This window comes from Deltaproteobacteria bacterium (assembly GCA_018668695.1).
GTDB lineage: Bacteria > Myxococcota > XYA12-FULL-58-9 > XYA12-FULL-58-9 > JABJBS01 > JABJBS01.
Map to the genome: position 1 here is coordinate 1 of JABJBS010000157.1, position 18,115 is coordinate 18,115.

At 49.7% G+C, this 18,115-nt stretch carries 15 protein-coding genes; 7 read left to right on the top strand and 8 right to left on the bottom strand.

Translation table 11 applies throughout. The annotated features are described in order from the left end of the window. Positions 1 to 256 precede the first annotated feature (256 nt). Together HOK28_08355 and HOK28_08360 are read left to right on the top strand one after the other, a co-directional pair. The gene (locus tag HOK28_08355) at positions 257 to 1,741 is read left to right on the top strand and encodes a hypothetical protein (GenBank protein ID MBT6433086.1); all 1,485 of its coding nucleotides are present in this window, start codon (positions 257 to 259) and stop codon (positions 1,739 to 1,741) included. A 179-nt stretch (positions 1,742 to 1,920) separates the two neighbouring features. Further along, entirely contained in the window at positions 1,921 to 3,765 is a 1,845-nt protein-coding gene (locus tag HOK28_08360; protein ID MBT6433087.1) for a hypothetical protein, read from the top strand. Between the two features lie 9 nt (positions 3,766 to 3,774). Here HOK28_08360 and HOK28_08365 read toward each other — a convergent pair whose 3' ends face one another. Further along, positions 3,775 to 4,608 (bottom strand): class I SAM-dependent methyltransferase, encoded by an 834-nt coding sequence (locus HOK28_08365; GenBank protein MBT6433088.1) that lies wholly within the window; start codon positions 4,606 to 4,608, stop codon positions 3,775 to 3,777. A gap of 307 nt (positions 4,609 to 4,915) precedes the next feature. Here HOK28_08365 and HOK28_08370 point away from each other — a divergent pair, with 307 nt between their 5' ends. After that, positions 4,916 to 5,689, top strand: coding sequence for a GNAT family N-acetyltransferase (locus HOK28_08370; GenBank protein MBT6433089.1), 774 nt, complete (start codon positions 4,916 to 4,918; stop codon positions 5,687 to 5,689). Positions 5,690 to 5,976: 287 nt separating this feature from the next. After that, positions 5,977 to 6,861: a hypothetical protein gene (locus tag HOK28_08375; GenBank protein MBT6433090.1), complete on the top strand. Its 885-nt coding sequence runs from the start codon at positions 5,977 to 5,979 to the stop codon at positions 6,859 to 6,861. Positions 6,862 to 6,895: 34 nt separating this feature from the next. Here HOK28_08375 and HOK28_08380 read toward each other — a convergent pair whose 3' ends face one another. The 4 genes from HOK28_08380 to HOK28_08395 all read right to left on the bottom strand — a co-directional run bounded on the left by HOK28_08380 (position 6,896) and on the right by HOK28_08395 (position 10,270). Further along, positions 6,896 to 8,608, bottom strand: a complete 1,713-nt coding sequence (locus HOK28_08380) for an MFS transporter (GenBank protein ID MBT6433091.1) — start codon at positions 8,606 to 8,608, stop codon at positions 6,896 to 6,898. A 103-nt stretch (positions 8,609 to 8,711) separates the two neighbouring features. After that, positions 8,712 to 9,014: a redoxin domain-containing protein gene (locus HOK28_08385; protein MBT6433092.1), complete on the bottom strand. Its 303-nt coding sequence runs from the start codon at positions 9,012 to 9,014 to the stop codon at positions 8,712 to 8,714. Positions 9,015 to 9,017: 3 nt separating this feature from the next. Next, positions 9,018 to 9,149 (bottom strand): redoxin domain-containing protein, encoded by a 132-nt coding sequence (locus tag HOK28_08390; GenBank protein ID MBT6433093.1) that lies wholly within the window; start codon positions 9,147 to 9,149, stop codon positions 9,018 to 9,020. Between the two features lie 80 nt (positions 9,150 to 9,229). After that, positions 9,230 to 10,270: a hypothetical protein gene (locus HOK28_08395; protein MBT6433094.1), complete on the bottom strand. Its 1,041-nt coding sequence runs from the start codon at positions 10,268 to 10,270 to the stop codon at positions 9,230 to 9,232. Positions 10,271 to 10,666: 396 nt separating this feature from the next. On the opposite strand from HOK28_08395, the gene HOK28_08400 reads away from it, so the two are divergent. Next, complete coding sequence (locus HOK28_08400) at positions 10,667 to 11,599, top strand: mechanosensitive ion channel (GenBank protein MBT6433095.1); 933 nt, start codon at positions 10,667 to 10,669, stop codon at positions 11,597 to 11,599. Here the strand turns inward: HOK28_08400 and HOK28_08405 are convergent. The 3 genes from HOK28_08405 to HOK28_08415 form a co-directional block, all read right to left on the bottom strand. Continuing rightward, a complete protein-coding gene (locus HOK28_08405) occupies positions 11,596 to 12,603 on the bottom strand; it encodes an SAM-dependent methyltransferase (protein MBT6433096.1) in 1,008 nt (335 codons plus the stop codon). The two genes, HOK28_08400 and HOK28_08405, sit on opposite strands and share 4 nt — an antisense overlap. A gap of 33 nt (positions 12,604 to 12,636) precedes the next feature. Then, positions 12,637 to 12,906, bottom strand: a complete 270-nt coding sequence (locus tag HOK28_08410; protein MBT6433097.1) for a hypothetical protein — start codon at positions 12,904 to 12,906, stop codon at positions 12,637 to 12,639. A gap of 124 nt (positions 12,907 to 13,030) precedes the next feature. Then, on the bottom strand, positions 13,031 to 15,358 hold the full coding sequence (locus HOK28_08415; protein ID MBT6433098.1) for an FkbM family methyltransferase: 2,328 nt from the start codon (positions 15,356 to 15,358) through the stop codon (positions 13,031 to 13,033). Positions 15,359 to 15,487: 129 nt separating this feature from the next. Between HOK28_08415 and HOK28_08420 the strand changes: the two genes are divergently transcribed. Beyond that, a complete protein-coding gene (locus HOK28_08420) occupies positions 15,488 to 16,450 on the top strand; it encodes a GDP-mannose 4,6-dehydratase (GenBank protein ID MBT6433099.1) in 963 nt (320 codons plus the stop codon). Positions 16,451 to 16,637: 187 nt separating this feature from the next. Then, positions 16,638 to 18,115 (top strand): DUF1592 domain-containing protein (locus HOK28_08425; protein ID MBT6433100.1); only part of this gene is annotated, 1,478 nt, incomplete at its 3' end.

An 18,115-nucleotide genomic window follows, 5' to 3' on the forward strand; every position in this document is an offset into this window, starting at 1 on the left:
ACGCCGAATTTGATCTAATAAAAAATCTCAAAAAGACAACAGATTCCGTGATGAGCCTCACACTCTTTTACTTAAGTGCCTGTTTTTACAGAGGGTGGAGGGTGTTTGGGAGGTTGCTTAATAAATAACCGAATCGGGTTGGAACTCCGTAAGGAACTGCGAGCGACAACGAATCACAAGATTGATTGCAAAACGCGACACCAAACGACTTTTGGCTACGGCCATAACTTTTATTATTTACTTTAAGGAATCTAAAATGAGCATCCCTGGAATCAGCCTATCTTCTTCAGCAATCCACATCCCAATGAGCCCGGCAGTTTTTAGTCAGCCTTCGGTACCCGGCCTTCCTGGCGCACCATCGGCCGCCAACTCACCGGTAGACGGATTCAGCCTCAATGGCCAAGCGGTTGAGCAGTTCAATAATATCCTAAGCCAGTTAGGCATGGACCCAGTTGCTCCAAACACAATTGCAGAAAAGTTTGGAGGCAATTTCGCACAGCAACTTTCCATGATTGGTTCAGGCCTTTCCTCAAATTCAATTGGGGCAAGTCAGGCTGCTTTTGCATCGGCAATTGGTTCGGGCCCGGTCATTGATTATCAAGATGTGAATGCGCTGGTTCAGCAGGTTCTTCGTGAAGCCTACGGGCAGAATACCGAAGACCTTCGTATGTATGCAGAGAAGGTGAAACATTTTAACGCTCAGAAGGAAATGGTTCGAAACCACCTAAACGACCTACGTAAGTTTGAAACTCAAGCGAGAGAGTTTGGTATTTCACAAGGTATCACTGACCTTAGCGACCCAGGGACTTGGAGCGCCGAGCAGATCGACGCTATGCAATCCTTTTTTGCTACAAACTCAACAAACGGCGTTTCTGCTTCAGCTTATACCCTTGCTCATAATCGTTCTGTTGATGAGTGCGTGACTTCTGCTCAAGCACTGGTTCAGGATGCGTACGGCTGTGAGTTGCCAGATGAACTCGAGAATACGTTAAAGGAAGCCTTAGAAAGTAAGGACCCAAGCAAGATTTTTAACGCACTCACCGGTGTCGCTGGATATTTGTCCTACCTTGGTGACTCGAGTGTTGCCAATGGACAGTTTGGACAGGGCGGCGGATACGACGACGTTACACATATTACATCTCAGCCTTCTTTCGACGACTATCAACACTATATCCAAGACCCAGCCAATGAGGTTGCGCGTGGTAACCTCCACTCTGGCGATGTCGCATTGATTGAAGCTGCGTTTGGTGTTGATTTGGGAATTGATGGTCAATCAAGTGTTCAGGAAGTTGTTGCTGCGGCGATGAACCCGGTTAATGACAAATGGGCTCATGAAATTTTACACGGCCGTGCCATGAGCAGTGCAGAAATCAACGCAGACTTGAGGGCCAATGGTCCAACCAGTACAACTGCCCTTGAAATCTTCGGTTCTACCCAAGCTGCAGTAGAAGCTTATTGGGGTGGCCCCATCGATGCACAGGATAAGGATAGCCAGATGCGTATGGAATTGGGAATGCCAAATGGTGTACCCGGACCAGGCGTTTGCAGTATCGACCAGGTAGCTGACGAGATTAAAACCTGGGAAGACAAGTTGAACAGCATCGGTGATGACGCTCAGCTGGCAAACGTTGACTTACAGAATATGCTCCAAAAGCAGCAACAAACACTGCAAATGATGAGCAATATATCGAAGCAGCTTAACGATACAGCCATGGCAATTATTCGTAAGATGGGTGGCTGATAGCGGCTTAGATTCTAAAGAATAACCAATAATGAAAGCGGGTGGGTTCTGGGGAACTTGCCCGCTTTTTTCTTTTTGAGCATTCCCCAACCCGAAGTGGCAAATAGTGGCTAGATTTGTCTGATCTGAAGCCGCTCTTGGCTTGCGGTTTGTTCCGGGGATGGCTAGACCCTGGTGCTATGAAAAACGAATCGAAATACACGGATACTGCAGCCTGGTTACCCAATGCGCAGACTTTGGTAGAGCGTTGCGAACGCCAAATTAAAAATGGCCGTCAAGCCGAGGCCTCCGAAGTATTGGGAGGTTTGGGCATACCCGGCGGCGATTTATCAGTGACTCCACTGGGTTTACGCGCTGGTCTTCTTGGGACCAAAGCAGGAACGGCTTTTTTCCACCACGAACTTCGAATCCGATTGCCTATGCCCAAAGCACTCGAACCTGAAATGGCGGTTTGGGACGAAGGCACGGTACCCCTATGGAAGGAAGGCGTTCTGGCGGAGCCTAAATATTTCTCCTTCTTTCAAGACTCGCCCCTGATTGCATTCAATCCGAATCATCGGCGTAAATGGCCGGCCCATGAACTCTTACACGGAGCTGTTGGGTTTTTCTGGCGTCCGGATATGACTCGATTTGAAGCTTATCTGGGGTCCCGACTGAACGAGTTATTGCCAGTGGTTCACTGGCATGGTTTCGACGACATTTTTAGAGGCCAATGTGACAAGCATTTGGGTGAAGCGCTTTACACTGCATTTTGTCCTGCTTGCGAGGCCATCGATAACCCTTATTGGGAACTTACCGATGAGGCGGTGGAGGCATTGAGACCGGCGGCTCTGCGGCATGCGCAGCACGGCCTGAGTCATTTCGAGACTGAATGGAGTGCCTGTCATCGAGAGCTTTCTACGGGGCGGCCTATATCAAGCCCGCTTGGTAAGCTCGACGCATCAAGTGATGCACGGGCTTATCTTAGAAGTCACTGGAATAGAATGACGGCATGGAGCTTTGGAACTTGGGTAGAATTGTTTTGTGTGGATGGCGTGGATTATCACTCAACACTTGAGGGCATGATGCATCGAGTTGGCTCGGTCACTCAAGAACTCTTGGGCGACGAGCCGGTTATTGGGGTTGAGGGTTACGAGAGTCGCCGGGCGCGGCGTCTTTTGCAGGATGTGTCCTACAGAGCTTTCATTGCTTTAGAGAGTCTAGATGAAACCACGGTTGCAGCGCAGCGGGCGGAGGCTTTGTTGATGCCGATTCTTGAGGAAGCATCGAAGCAGTGCAGCGTATTACTCGAAGCAAATTCTGGAGGGGAAACGATTGATGGAGTGTTGCCTACCTTGAAAGAGCTGATTGGCAGTGTTGAGGCCAATGCTGAATTATTTGGCGAGGAACTCGCAGGTAGTTTTGGTGCATTGGGACTGCGCTGGGTTGATTTAGGAGTGGGGCAGGAGGCTGAGTTGGCTCAGCTTCAGCAAGGGTCCTTATCACTAGGGCTGGCGGACCATACTGAAGACCAATTGTTGGACCTAACGACGCAGCTTCACGGGAGCCCTCACATCGATTTGAGAGGCAGTCTGTGCGAACGGTTGGCAACACTTGATGGTGCAGACGTTACGGCAGTTGGGACACTTCTAGGGTTTGAAGCGTTTTTGAAAACCTCACCGAAAAGTGACCCTGATGCTGAAGACTTTGCTGTCTTGCCTGAAGACCAAGCAGATCTTTTCGCGCGAGGTGGTGTATTAAGGCTTAATGAGAGCCTTCGTCGAGGTACGTTCCCTGCAGGTTTTATCCGGGAACAAATGGGCGAGGAGATGGTACCCGAATCCTCTGAAGACGAATCGGTTACGTTGCTGGGCGGATGGTTTATGGGGGAGCCGCGGCTTCTTCTCATTGACGATGAGCTTGAGAAACTTATCAGACTCTTCGACCAGCCTGTTGGCGTAGGCACCCTTGAACGGGTGTATGCTGATCCTATCCTGAATCTTCTTAATCACGGTATGGTTGTTTGGATACCGGATCTGCGCTGAGCCTTTTATCTAAGATTTTACCAGAGCCTTAATGAAGGTCATTTGGCCAATTTTTTTGCGTAGGCTATCTCGGTCTTGAACATATTTCTCAAGATTATTATTCGCCTCGTGCTCTCGGAGTTGGTTCAGTGCTGATTCAAGTTCATCCGGGCTGACAAGTGTCCAGTTGGAATCGGCATCGCGGTAGGTTTTATTAAAAGGACCTTTGGGGTCAAAATAAGACTCACCCTGAAGAACTTCGTCAACCTCGATATAATGTTCGAAATCTGAGATTCCCATCTGGGAGAGAAGCGTCTCCAGGTGTTTTATTTTGGGATAGCGATGTTTATAAGCCGTCATGGCTTCAGGGATTATTTCGGCCCACCAATATCCGTCGAGTAGTTGCTCGTGAGAGCTGGTCTGAATGATAAGCGCGCCACCTGGTTTGAGAACGCGGCGGATTTCTTTCAAGGCAAGCTGAACGGCAGGAAAACCGTTGTCGCAGCCTTCGGTATTGTCGAGGTGATGGAGGACAAAATTAACCATGACCCCATCAAAGGATGCATCTTTGAAAGGTAGGTTTTGCAGTGTCGATTGCTGGAGCTCAACGTTGGGGAGTTCTTTGGCGCGTGCAGATTCGAGCATGCCCTGACTGGCATCGACCCCAACGATATGAGCGACATGGGGTGAGATGGCTCGGAGATAATTGCCTGTGCCACACCCCGCATCAAGTAAGCGGAGCTGATTCAGAGGTTTATTGCAGCGGCCGAGTCCAGCTAAAATAGCCTCAACACCCACAGGGTATCTATTAACCGAATAGCTGTAGGCCTTGTCATCATATTGTTCAAAGTTCGAGCCGCTCATCGCCACACTTCCATATCTATTGGGAATAATTCGTTTTTACCGGTTTTTGATAGCTCTTCCCAAAGCAGTTTTTCCATCAAATCGCGTGTACGTATATATGGAATGTCTTCTTTTATAAAGGTTATGAAGCCTAGATTATTGGGCTAGAAAGAGATTATTAAGCCTGGGCGATAGAGCCCCGGTTTCATTAAAATGTTTCTCGGGCCTTCAAGCTTGGTGGCGCGAATAGGAAATTAAGGGCTGTTGGCGGTTTTGAGTTCCTATGGGCTTAGCCTAGCTTAGACTTTGATATTGGGAGATCTACTTCATGTTGATCAAGCAACTGAGTGCTTTTCACGAACTGGATGCGATGTCAGATTTACAAACTGCTGTTTGGGGGTTTGATCCGATTGATGTCGTTCCTTCTTATATTTTTGTAGCAGCCGTAAGAGCAGGGGGCTTGGTTCTTGGTGCATTTGATGAGGATAGGCTGATAGGCTACGCGCTCGGGTTTAGGGGCTATGTTGACGGGCATCATTTTATGTATTCCCACTTAGTGGGAGTCCATCCAGACCATCGTGATGGCGGTGTTGGTTTTGAACTCAAAATGGCTCAAAAGAAGTTTGCGCTTGAGAACGAGTTGGAAAAAATCGTTTGGACCTTCAACCCGATGCATTCGCGTAATGCACGTTTAAATATATCGAAACTCGGTGGCCGGGTCTCTCGCTATATCTCGCCCGCAAAGAGCGACTCGGCATTTAAAGGTTTCTTGACGCCGCGCTTTGAAGTGACCTGGGATATTCACCAAACCAACGAAGAAGCTGCCGGCTGGAGCGAGGCTACCGCAATCGTAAGAGTAGGTGAGAACGGCTTTCCTCTTTTGCAACCGGGTATAGATGTCTCTGGGGAATCCTTGTTGAGCCTTCCAATCCCTCTAAACTTTGATTCCATGTTGGAGACAGATCCTGAGCGTGCTCAGGCTTGGCAATCTATGGTTATGGAATTCAGTGGACGCGTCATCAATCATGGTTTTGATGTTATCGATTTCAAATGCGACGAAACTTCCGGCCATTATCTTTTATCGCGACGGTCTGTCGCCTAAAGCGTCCGCCAGATTTCACATTCTCGAGAATTTTATGAGGCAATGTTGAGCGATGGGTGAAGACTGAGTGTTTTTGCCTAAGAGTACCATTCGTTGTGTCTGCTAATTCTTACATGATTACAAAGCCTTAGTGCCTTTTATCTGATGGCTTTGTCGTGCACACGCTTACACGCTCTTCCTTGAGCAAAATATTGAAGCATTCGTAACAATTGCGAGCCACTCCACAGGTCGTTAAGATCTTGGTGTTCAGGTAATGCGCTGGATTGAAATACGGGGGAGAGATTTTTATGCGACACGTTTCTACTTATATGTTTTTTCTTTTGGTGGTTTTAGTATGCACACCAGGCTGCTCTGGTGACGAGACTCCCGGCGAAACAAACGACCCAACGACGACCGAAGATACCAGCTCGGATGACACCGATTCGACAGACCCTGACGATGCGGGTGATGACCCAAGTGATACCAATCCGGCGGAACCGGAACCAGAAGACATCGGAGACCCTTGCGAAACCGATGCGGATTGTTCGGATTCTCTATTTTGCGAAGACTTGAAATGTGTGGCGGGTCGCGATGAGGAATGCTCTGAGGTGATTCCTTGCGCCGCTGGTCATGACTGCGTATCTACAGTAGCGGGTGCCAGCTGCTTAGAGATTTGTGAAGATACCAGCGCTTGCCGAGCTATGGAACGATGTTGGGGCGAGGGCGAGGGCAGCTTACTGGGAGACCTCGGTGGTTATTGTTTTCCAAATCTTTGTGGTCCGGCTGATAATTTTGGCATTTTGAGACCTGCGGAATTCATGGGAGCCTGCGACGCCGCAGGTACGGGTGACGGTACTTGCTTTGGGCCCATAACAGAGACTCAATTAGGCCCGATTGGCGTGTGTATGGTTAACACAGGAGACCTCCAAGCGGGTGACGCCTGTGACCCGACTGCGACTCATGCGGACCCAAGTGCTCTTTGTGCTGGCGGTACGTGCTCGCCTCTGGGAGCCTGTGCCACCTTTTGTGATTCTCAAGAAGGCAATTGCGAGCCATGGGCGGACGGAACGGAGACCACCTGTATCCCTACAGCATCGATGGATGGTTCCAATGCTGGGCTGTGTATCCCTGCAGCAGAAGAAGATACCGAAACTGAAGAGCCGGTAGATTCTGGCGACGGCGACGGCCAGTGAGCAAAGTGGGATCTCGGTAACCGAGCTTCGGGGTTTAGCCTGCCTTTGGCTTGGCGTTCCACACTCGAGTTGCCAAAAGGAAACCGATGATGCTGATAGGAATCATGGAGAGCGGCCAGGAGATCCAGTTTTCGGGATTGCCTGATACCATCGGGTTACTGTCATCGGGAAGAATAAACATGTAGAGCAGGCTCATGACGCCGGTGCCTGCATAGACAAAGCCATCGATGATGCCCACTGCGGTTCCCACGTTTTGTTTACCACCAAAGTCCATACTCGCGGTTCCGGAAAGCATTCCGTGAACGCCGATAACGCACATGCTCATCAGAATAACCAAGCCGCCGACCATTGGTGTGTCGTACATAAATGTGAGGGCAACAGCGCCGACGAGCATGCCTAGATAGAGGATACCTGCCACTGGACCTCGACGAGACTGGAAGACACGGTCGGAGATAACACCCGCCATAACACCGCCCAAGATGCCAGCGCAGCATAAAAGCATGCCCCAGTTATCATAAACGAAGTCGCCTTTAAGTCCGAGTACAGCATCGGTTTGCTTTGCAAAGGTTCGGTACCATTGCATGATGGCTTGCCGTAGAAAGCCGCTGCAGAACTCAATGCAAGCAATGGTAATGATGATTGGGTTCTTCAGCATCATGGTAAAGACTTGTTTGGCTGGTAGACGTTCACCATTGGTACTGGCATCGCCTAAGTTGAAGTCTTCAAAGCCAGCTTCACCGGGAGTATTGCGAACGACAAAATAGTCTACAACCCAGAGGATGATGAGTAAGAACGTAGGGATTAGGAAAACCATTTCGAGAGGCAAAGAGCCGATAATCATGTAACCTATGTCGAAAGCGAAGTAGATTCCCAAGCTGATTAAGATACCAAAGATAGCTCCGAATACGCCGCGCTCTCGAAGGTGAAACCATGGAGCGTTGCATTTAACGATGGCGACCGCACCAAAGCTTTGGAAGTACATATTGGCACCGTAAAGGCCTGCCATGACGTAGCGAAAGTTGGAACGCATGCTTTGGGCATCGTCACCGCCATTGAGTGAATACCATGTTACGAGCCCCATCAAGAGGTTCATCACGGCAGCACCACCTGCGCCGGTTAAGATTGCAAATTTACCACCAAGACGGTCGGTAAGCGGTCCGTTGATTATGAATGAGCAGCCGTAGACCCAGGTTCCCACCATAAAGATGAATGCGAAATCGGGGTTGGTCATGAGAGGAGTACAAAGGTCAACGGCCATATTGGCACCGTTGGCTCCACACGCACCGGCATCGAGATCGAGACCGAGAAGGTTTTTGTCACCAAAGGCATGTTGACTTACTTTGATGTTGTAACGGCCCATATAGAGAAAGGCATATGTCATGCCGAGAGGGAGCCAGTTGAATACACGGCGCTTTCGGTAAGCGGCGCTGTGGTTTACACCTTCAACCTGCGGTAATCGGCTGAGAACAATTCCCACAACGATAAGTAGTAAAAATATCGGAGCGACTTTTTCGACGAAGTTTTTCTTCGCTGTGGGAGCTTTGGCGGGCTCTGCTTTGGCAACCAGCACAGGGGCATCGGCGGCACCAACGTCGGTAGCCGGCTCAACTGCTTGAGTTACCTCGGTAGGCTGGGCCTCTTGGGCTATCGCAGCTTGAGTATCTGATTCAGTTTGAGCGAATACAGGTGCTGGACAAATGCCCAGGATAAATATCGATAGAAGGGCGCTAGCCAGTAACTTTTGCATCATTCCTCCACAGGTCGGCCGGACTCTATATCCTCCTGTGGTGTTATGGGCAACAGCTTTGGGTTAGGGGCCGAAACCCCTTAATCCCGTATGATTTACTGCCCTAAAGCAGTTCGTAAACACTTGTGGGGTAGGTCTTTACATCGGCTTTACTCTCAAAAGCCTTGATGGTGCCGTCTGGAGCAATCACGACTCCGATACGAGCAGCATTTGACGCGCTTGCATCTGAGCAGGCGCCGTAGGCCAATCCCATCGACCGATCGGTGTCACATAAGAGTGGGTAGTTAAAAGAGAATTTCTCAGCAAAGGCTTTGTTCTCTTCGATGGTATCAAAGCTTACGCCGAAAATTCGGGCATTTTTCTTTTCATATTCTTCATTGACGTCGCGGAACCCGCAACCTTGAATTGTTCACCCGGGGGTGTCGGCTTTTGGGTAGAACCAGAGGACTACAGTTTTACCCGCGAGCTCGCTTAGGCTCACAGTATTTCCATTGTGGTCACTTACACTGAAATCAGGGGCTTTATCGCCAGGTTGCAGCATCTTCAAACTCCTTACGTTGAGACTCCTGAGTATGAACCATGAGCCCGCGCGGTTCCAAGACAAATCGAAGGATTGGAGCTTTATTGGACGAGAGAAAGACCCAGGGGCCGATGGTCTGAGAGGTAGGTCCAGTACTCATCAAGCCCGCCGGGAAGGGCATCCTCGATGAGCAGCGTTTGTGTAAATGAGCCAGTCTTCTCAAAGGCTTCGAAGAGCTCATCGGTTATCAAAATGTGGTCAATATGGCTCGGGTAATAGGGAAAAGACCAACGCGACTCATCACCTATGGCAATACTTTTGTCAGTAAAAAGGAAATGGGCAGTGTCTTGCAAGAGTGGCCAGAATACATTGGTGGCTTCTGGGTCGTCTATAGTGTCATTCCAGTCTCCCGCCACAATCACGGCCTTGTCGTCTAAATATTGCTCGATGTAGTCTTTCAATGCTTGGCCTGCATTCAGTCGCCTTCGTTCTTCATCCCAGTAATCTGCGCCCAAGATACCATCGCCACAGCATTTAAGGTGCAGGTTGATTAAAACCATTTCCAGTTCGCCAAATCTGACCTTTAGAACCAACGGAGACCGGTATGAGAAATCGTAATTATCGTCGGTGAAAATTTGGGAGGGTGATTCCAGAAGCTCGGTGGTCGCCGTGTTGACGAGCCAAGCCAATCCGGTGTCTTCCACATCGGCCGGCGCGTAGCTTTGATAACCCTCAAGTTGAGCAGTGAGTTCGTCGAGGGCGCTGATGCTCCAAACTTCTTGAATGGCCACTACATCTGGACGCAGCCCTCGAAGACTTTTCGCAGCATACTCCACGCTTTGGGAGTGCTTCGGAAAAGTTTCGATGTTCCAGGTGATGAAATCGAAATTCTCCTCGCTTCCAAAGGAAAGCTCAAATGCATCAAGCTCCTCTTTTGGCAGAATTGGCAGCTCAGAGTTTGTTTCGTCGCACCCCAGTGTAAATAAACTGAGCAGTGTAGCGAGAAGTAGGATGGACCTAAATATCATAAAGTCTATGTAATCGAGCCGCCGGTGGAGGGGAAGCCTTATCCACCGGGATAAGACACCGCGGTAAAGCCATGAATGCTCACGAAATCGCCGGCAAACGAAGTGTCTACGCATCGGCAATCGACTAGGGCGTCATTGTCAGCCGTTCCTTCGCAGCCAACCACGGCGCAAAATGATACCAATAAAAAGGTGAACATATAGAGAGTGCGATTCCTCATGGGCGTTATTCTTTCCGTAGCGTTGTAGGTGTTGTGTAAGCCCTATTTTATTCTTTAGTAGCTACAGAGTAATGTTAATAATATGGGCAGGCGCTTTAAAAACTCAGCTAAAACAGGTTCTTACGGTTGACCTGTGTTCTTGGTTGTCTCTGCTTGTACACAGAGGCTATCTAAATAGAGACGTTTACCGTGGTGCTTGAACGCCGTTTTTGAAGGGAGCGGTGGATTTGAAGATCTTTGCATCGGCTTAATTTGCTTGACGAATCTTGAACCGGTCGCTTAAGCGCGCGTTATGCTCGAATTTATCCGAAATAACCTCCTTGGAGGCCCCGCACTCGGCTGGGGATTGATGGTCACCATGGCTGCTGCGCTTATATTTTTACTGACGCGGTATCGTTTGAAGTCTATGGAGAGCAAGCTGCACAAACGTCTTGAGCGTTTGAAGACCGTGTCCACGATTGAGACAGATTCACCACTGGATGACAGCGGCGATAGCTTCAGAGAGCAAGGTCTTGAGAGTATTCAAACCCGCTTTCGCGCCATGCGCCGTATCTTGTATCCAATTCTGGGATTGATTTGGGCGTTCTTGGCCGTGTTACCATTGTTGAACAAAATTCCCGCCGCATTGATGTCGTTTCTTTTTGGTACAGTCACAGTCATGGTGGGTATCGCGGCGCGTCCATTTATTGAGAACGTGATTGCCGGCGTCGTGCTAGCGTTTACTCAGCCGCTTCGAATCGGTGACACAGTGCTGATTGATGACAAGTGGGGCAAAGTAGAAGATATTTCACTCACGTATTCCATTATTCAAATCTGGGATTGGCGGCGTTATGTGATTCCCAATAGCCAACTCCTGCAAAAAGATTTTATCAACTATTCACTCGTCGACACTTATCAGTGGGCCTATGTTGAATTTTGGGTCTCATATGAAGCAGACTTGGATGTGGTAAAAAGACTAGCCCAGGAAGCTACAACCAACTCGCCTGCATTTGTGCAATACGAGGCTCCTTCATTTTGGGTGATGGAGATGGGCAAAGATGGAATCCGTTGCTGGGTTGCTGGTTGGACCGATACTCCGGCGGATGGCTGGGCATTGACCAATGATATTCGAACCACTTTATCGATGAGTTTACACCGGCAAGGTATAACAAGTCACAGCTTCAATCATCGTGTTCAGACGGAAGCTCCAGAAGGTATGCCGCAGGCAGCGATTCGGCCCGCTTAGGATTCTAAGTGTATCCAGGCCATCTTTAGAGGCCATTGCCCATCAGGGCTTGGGAAATCTTTTTCAACATCGATGTATTCAAGACTGCTGATTGGCCGTTCTGCTTTGGCTGCACATCGAATAAGCATTTTCTCGAAATCGGACCGGCTTACAGACGCTACATTGTTGGTAACGAGCATGTGTCCGCCAGGATGTGTGGAGAGAAGGGCCGGTTTGAAGAGGCTTTGGTAGTCGCCTACGGTATCAACTATCCCAAAATGGCTTTTGGCATACCGAGGTGGGTCGAGAATGACTAAGTCAAAGGACTTTTCCTCAACCGGAGTAAAAGAGCGTTTCTGACGTCGCCCGCGAACTCCCAGTCCTGCATACTGAAGCATGATTGGAATGGCATCTTCATGGATGGCCGTGAAAGCATCTTCAAGGTTGTTGGCAATGTAGTTACTACGCCCAACTTCGAGTGCGGATTGAGCGAAATCAACGTTGACCACTTCTGTGGCTCCGCCGGCTGCGGCGGCCATTCCTGCACCACAGGTGTAGGAGAAGAGGTTCAAAACGCTTTTGCCCGCTGCGAAATCTTTAATGTGCCGACGGCCGGCTCGAAAGTCTAAGAAGAGCAGGGGATCCATGCCGCGGTGCCTGGGGCGAACGTCGTATGTGAGTCCGAGTTCCAATCCCGTTGGGTCGGTGTCGAGTTCGACGGGATGAACGCTGTGGTCTGCCTTACCGCGTTTGGCTCGATGATTCCAAACGGGCGTGAGCGAGAGCCCTGTCTCGTTTGCGACGGCTGCTTCAATGGTAGCTACCAGTGCAGTATCAATTGGCTCTCGCCAAGTTTGAATGAGTAGGCAATCACCATAACGGTCGATGGTTAAGCCAGGGCAACCCTCGTTGGTACCATGGAAGAGCCGGTAACAGGTGGTTTTCTCGGCGTGCAATGTCTCAAGAAGAGGGACTCGCTCTTGAAGCGCAGGAAGCAAGAGAGAAGATATAAAATCGTCGTTCATGGGAATGTCCGGCGTGAGCCTTAATCTACGAGACTATTTCTTTGGAGCTTTTGGATTGGCATCCGCCCAGTGCTCTTTGATGAGCTTTTTCGCGTAAGCGCCGGTGGCCATTTTGTAGTTACTCTGTAGCACTTTGTCGGTGAGAATATGCTCGTTGCCTTGCACATCAATCATCTTGCGAGCGCCTTCGCCGCCCAACCAATCCGCAAAAAGAAGCTCTTCTGGGAGCTCAGCTTTTGCACGGGTGCGTCGGACTACAGATTTATAAGGACGTAATTTTTCTAGAAAGTTCAGTACTGCCATGGGCTGCCCATAGCACCGGGGTATGGCGTTCTCAAGGGAATGGGCCAGAAAAGGCTCGATCTCATCAATATAAGACCCTTGGAGATCCGATTTTTCGCTATGAATTAAGGGGGATACGAGCCGGTTAATCTTCAATCATTCGCACAATGGCCCGTAAAGCTTCTGGTAACACAAGTGACGTGGCTTTGAGTCTAGCCGCATGCGCTACAACATGAATGTCATGGGTCTCATTAAGCTCTAGGCCAAGGGCCACCTGACCATTTTCAATAAGACTTGGAAAACCGGTCACACTCAGAAGGTTGCGTTTGGAAATTTCTTCGAGCACTTCATGGGTGTCGGCACCTGGCATGAGGTAGACCGCGCCGCATTCCGGCATGGGTTCCCCAAGGCTTATGCGCTTAACGTTCATCTCTTGAGATTTGAACCCATGTTCAAGGTATTGCCCCAGGACAACGTGCCCTGGCGAATCGATCACCAAAACCTCACATTGGTTGGGTGCGACTTGTGTGAGCGCACGAATCAGCTTCGTAAGAATAGCGGTTTGTTCCGGCGGCGCGATGGCACTTTCAGCATGAGCCGGTAACTCGAAAATGGCGTGGCCAGTGGGTGCAAAGAGAATATCGACCTGGTTGAGCATTTGGGTGTTGGGAAGATAGTGCATCTCGAAAACATCACAGGGTTGATAGCCAATGCTGCTCATAAAGCTGATGACATCGGCCATCATCGGCGCACCTTTGTTGTACTCAAGTACTTGAGTTTCAAGAAGCACGAAGGGGCCACTTTTGAGCGTCTCGGTGGCGCCTTTTAGAACATCGATTTCGGCTCCTTGAACATCGATTTTGAGAAGGTCAACTGGAGTCGTGCTCAACCCTTGCTGGGAGAGGAGGGTATCTAGCTTTTTCATCGGCAGGGTCACTTCTTCGAAAAAGTAACTGGTTTGCTCCCGATACATGCTGCAGCCCTCGGTAGAAGCCCGGTCACCGAGAAAAAATGTGACCTCATCTTTATCGGCGTCTCCTAGGAGCGTGATTTCAAACGGGTGTCCACTGGCACTGAGCTTGTCTTGATTCGTTTGATTGGCCTCAATCATGAAGATATCAGCTTCGGGAAATACAATGTTGGCCATCTTGGCCCAGACGCCCTCGCATGCTCCGACATCAATCACCTGATTAAAGGCGAAGCCACGCTCTTTAAGCTCGGCTAAGCGTCTACCTTGTTGTTGAAGGTTCGCCGGTATCCCGGCACTGGGGTCGGGAGCTGGTTGCTTAACCGCCTCGGCGGGGAAACGGTGCGACTCGTTGGCGTCAAGGTGTTCGATGACTTCGCAGACGTGGTTGTAACAAGTCTTGAGAATCTCGGGAACAGCAACAGGTTCGGCACGCGGCAGTAAAATCCATTTGTTATTAGCGTCCACTTTAATTTCTGGAAGCTCTGCTTCCGGAGTCATCCATTCCCAGGCAAGGGGGAGTGCGGTCTCTCCGCTTTGGGTTGTGACTTCGCTGTTACCATGAAGAGTGCCAGCCGCACTGGCGTAACTGTCATCGCAGCAGCGATGAGCAAAAAGAACGTCTCCCTCTAGATCACACTGACCGAGGGTATGACCGTGAATGCCCTCGGCAAACTTGGTATGGGTACCGATGGTTTTAGGTGCATAGGGCATCTCGAAGAAAGACTCACCTGCCTGATTGATACAAATCTGGTAAAGGTCGGTCTCGCCGTGAATTCCAACCTTGTAGAAAATTTCGTGGTTGTTATTAAGAAACCAGTTGAGGTGCAGTGATTTCCACAATCGCTTCGTATCGACGACGATTTGCCCAGTCTCGTGGGCGTGTTTCGGAATGGTCGTCGGGTCAGTTCCAAGTAGCTCAAATATTTTCTCTTGACCAGTTGGGTCTCGAAGCCCTGGGAAGTCGCGCCATAAAACCATACCGTGATCTTGGTAACCCTGCATCTCAAAGAGGAAGCTGGGATCACGCACCGGGATGTTGTCGCAATCGATCAAGATGACTTCTTGAAATGAAGACGTAAGCAGTGCGAATGGCTTAATCATGTAACCACGCAGCACCTTGGGAGCTGTGTAGGGATAGCGTTCGATAAGAACCCGAGCATCGACACAGGTGACATCTAGGTCTTTTTCAAATAGCTCAATTGCCGGTGCCTTCATTTCAACGTCGGTGACGTAAACCAACTCGATGGGCAGAGTACACTTCAGACTTTTTCGGATGTAGGAAATCATGGCGTAGGCTTGGAGCAGGCGCTGGCGTCCACCCGCACAGATGGTGATGCCTTTTTCGGTACGACCTGATGGGAATTCTGGCACCAAGCGCTGAATTTGCGCCATACACCATTGAATACGTTGAGCATCCAGATTTTCAGTTGGAATGCTGTAAATTTTGTTGAGAAGGCGTCTGCAATCTTCTTGGCTTACGGGGGCGCTGGCTGGCTGATTCATAAGTGCAGCCTAGGGTCTCTTAAGTCGGGATGCAAGTGCGGTTTCTTTGGTTTTTATTCGTCATTCCGATATCTTAAAGCGGTTGCAGGTATTCAGGTTAATGAGGCTTGAATCATCGGGGAGGGGCCAATGAAGGCACTTATTTGCGGTATATCGGGTCAAGACGGAGCTTATTTAGCCCGTCATCTTTTAAGCAAAGGATACGAGGTCGTTGGAACATCGCGAGATGCTCAAATGAATCCGTTTGATAAGCTTGAAACCTTGGCCATCAAGGAAAAAATAGTATTCGATTCCATGAGCCTTTCCGACTTCCGAAGTGTGATTCAAACTCTGATGAAGCATGAGCCTGATGAAGTATACAACCTTGCTGGACAGAGTTCAGTGGGACTTTCATTTGAGCAACCTGGCCGCACATACGACAGTATTATGGGTGGAACCCTAAACCTCTTAGAAGCGATTCGTTTGCTGAAGCGCCCAACGCGCCTCTACAATGCGGGGTCGGGTGAGTGTTTTGGTGAAAGCCCAGAAGGTGGCGCCGGTGAAGAAGATGCGTTCAGGCCGCGAAGTCCGTACGCAGTGGCAAAAGCTGCGGCATTTTGGCAAGTAGCCAACTACCGGGAGGCCTATGGGCTATTTGCTTGCTCCGGGATTCTCTTCAACCATGAGTCACCTCTGCGCCCGGAGCGTTTTGTCACCCGGAAAGTGGTGCGTGCAGCGGCGCGTATCAAAAACGGCAGCGAGGAAAAGCTTAAGCTAGGTAACCTCGATGTGTCCCGGGACTGGGGAGCGGCTGAAGAATATGTCGTGGCAATGCATGCCATGCTCACGCGAGATAAGGCCGACGATTTTGTAATCGCGACGGGCCAAGTAAACAGTCTTGAGAAGTTTGTGGAGACAGCCTTTGAGCTGGCCGGCTTGGATTGGAACGACCACGTTGAGGTGGATAAAACGCTTTTTAGACCTACGGACATTCGCCGAGGTTACGGCCGTCCGGATAAAGCGGCCAGAGAACTGGGCTGGGAAGCCAAGCTTCGAATGCGTGAAGTCATCAGTGTTATGCTGGATGCCGAAAGCAACCTGAAACCCGTTTAGGTCCAGCTTCACAGACCTTTTTCATCTTGTCTTGACCAGAAAATCAAAGTTTTTCCATTGGTTCTAAACCAATCACCCTGAAAACAATGAGAGTTTTAAATCATTTGCCCGTCCGGGCGAGTTGAGAGTCTCACTTCATAGAGTACGCAATTTCTAAGGCTCGCGTGCTCCTTTAAGGAGTTTTGAGGTGAAACTTTCTCATAAAAATGATGCATGCCCAAAGTGGGTGCATTGGCTCTTGTGCATTCAGATGGGTCTAGCGCTGGCATTCTCTACACAGGGTTGCTCAGCAGATGAAACGACCAGGACATCATCGGGTTCTGAACTGGGCTATGATTATCTTAAGAGAATGAGTGCTGCGCAGTACAACAACACGGTTCGGGACTTGTTCCCCGGCGTGGAGCTTGACCTCGTAATTTTCCCCTTTCAGCTCAGTGTGGATGGCTTCGATAATAATGTGGCAGTGAATACTGCAACACCTGGCTTAACCGACGCCTACTACCGAAATGCAGTGAAGGTTGGAACTCAGGTGGTGGAGCAACTGAGTGCGGTCGTTAGTTGTGACCCGCTTACGAAAGCATGTGCGGAAAACTATCTTTTAGACTTGGTGCAGCGTGCATGGCGCCGAGATTTCAAAGAGTCTGAGCGCGAACAATTTCTAGCAGATGTTAGCGAATGGTTTACCACCTACGATGAAGAGGGTGCGCTGGCACTGGCTATCTCTTATATCCTCCAGGTACCGGAGTTCGTCTATTTACCTGAACTCGGTGGGGCGTCGGTTGAACTTGATGGTACAGCCTTTGTACCGCTCACTTCCTGGGAGGTGGCCACGCGCTTATCGTATTTCATCTGGAACACAACTCCAGACGCGAAGCTCTTAAGCTTGGCCAGAGCTGACCAGCTCCAGGACCGTGAAGTGATTGCCACTGAGGCTTGGCGGATGCTCAATGATAGTAAAGCCCATCAGGGTGTACTCGGTTTTTATCGACAGTTTTTAGACTTGGATGTCATTGGTACCAATAGCTTGGACTTCTCTGTTTATCTTAACGAGATGGACGGTGATGCTGGTTCTGATTATTTGCACCAGATTTTACAACCAGCCATGCGTTACGAACCTGAAATATTTGTTCTCGATGAGGTCTTTCGAGGCACTGGGAAGCTTTCCGGTTTACTCACCTCTTCGAAGACTTATGTCACCCCTGCCACCGCTCAACTCTACGGTGTGGAACTCAGTGAAGGTACCGATGATGCAATTCACTGGGAAACCAATGTGGAAGCTTTTGGTTTTGAATACGCAGAAACGTTTTATGGAGTTCAGCTCAATGCACAAGAGCGTGGGGGCATTCTCACACAGCTAGGATTTTTGAATGCCCATTCCAAACCTGTTTACCCTTCACCCATCTTACGTGGTGTTTTTGTAAAGGACCGTTTTTTATGTGCCCCCGCTCCGCCTCCGCCGGGTGATGTGCCCGCATTAGATGAGATGAATGAAGGTGTGGCGCCGCGCACAAACCGTGAGCGATATGAGAATCACTCGCGGAGCCCGGCTTGCTCTGTCTGTCATGAGAGCATTGATGCTATTGGTTTTACGTTTGAAAATTACGATTCCCTTGGACAGTTTCGCACTCAAGACAACGGTTATCCGGTGGATTCAAGTGGGGCGAT

Bases quoted from the DNA above. Each gene is read 5' to 3' on its own strand.
- HOK28_08370 (MBT6433089.1), top strand. From the start codon at position 4,916: ATGTTGATCAAGCAACTGAGTGCTTTTCACGAACTGGATGCGATGTCA.
- HOK28_08400 (MBT6433095.1), top strand. From the start codon at position 10,667: ATGCTCGAATTTATCCGAAATAACCTCCTTGGAGGCCCCGCACTCGGC.
- HOK28_08390 (MBT6433093.1), bottom strand. From the start codon at position 9,149: ATGCTGCAACCTGGCGATAAAGCCCCTGATTTCAGTGTAAGTGACCAC.
- HOK28_08380 (MBT6433091.1), bottom strand. From the start codon at position 8,608: ATGCAAAAGTTACTGGCTAGCGCCCTTCTATCGATATTTATCCTGGGC.
- HOK28_08355 (MBT6433086.1), top strand. From the start codon at position 257: ATGAGCATCCCTGGAATCAGCCTATCTTCTTCAGCAATCCACATCCCA.
- HOK28_08410 (MBT6433097.1), bottom strand. From the start codon at position 12,906: ATGGCAGTACTGAACTTTCTAGAAAAATTACGTCCTTATAAATCTGTA.
- HOK28_08395 (MBT6433094.1), bottom strand. From the start codon at position 10,270: ATGCGTAGACACTTCGTTTGCCGGCGATTTCGTGAGCATTCATGGCTT.
- HOK28_08375 (MBT6433090.1), top strand. From the start codon at position 5,977: ATGCGACACGTTTCTACTTATATGTTTTTTCTTTTGGTGGTTTTAGTA.
- HOK28_08405 (MBT6433096.1), bottom strand. From the start codon at position 12,603: ATGAACGACGATTTTATATCTTCTCTCTTGCTTCCTGCGCTTCAAGAG.
- HOK28_08420 (MBT6433099.1), top strand. From the start codon at position 15,488: ATGAAGGCACTTATTTGCGGTATATCGGGTCAAGACGGAGCTTATTTA.
- HOK28_08360 (MBT6433087.1), top strand. From the start codon at position 1,921: ATGAAAAACGAATCGAAATACACGGATACTGCAGCCTGGTTACCCAAT.
- HOK28_08415 (MBT6433098.1), bottom strand. From the start codon at position 15,358: ATGAATCAGCCAGCCAGCGCCCCCGTAAGCCAAGAAGATTGCAGACGC.
- HOK28_08365 (MBT6433088.1), bottom strand. From the start codon at position 4,608: ATGAGCGGCTCGAACTTTGAACAATATGATGACAAGGCCTACAGCTAT.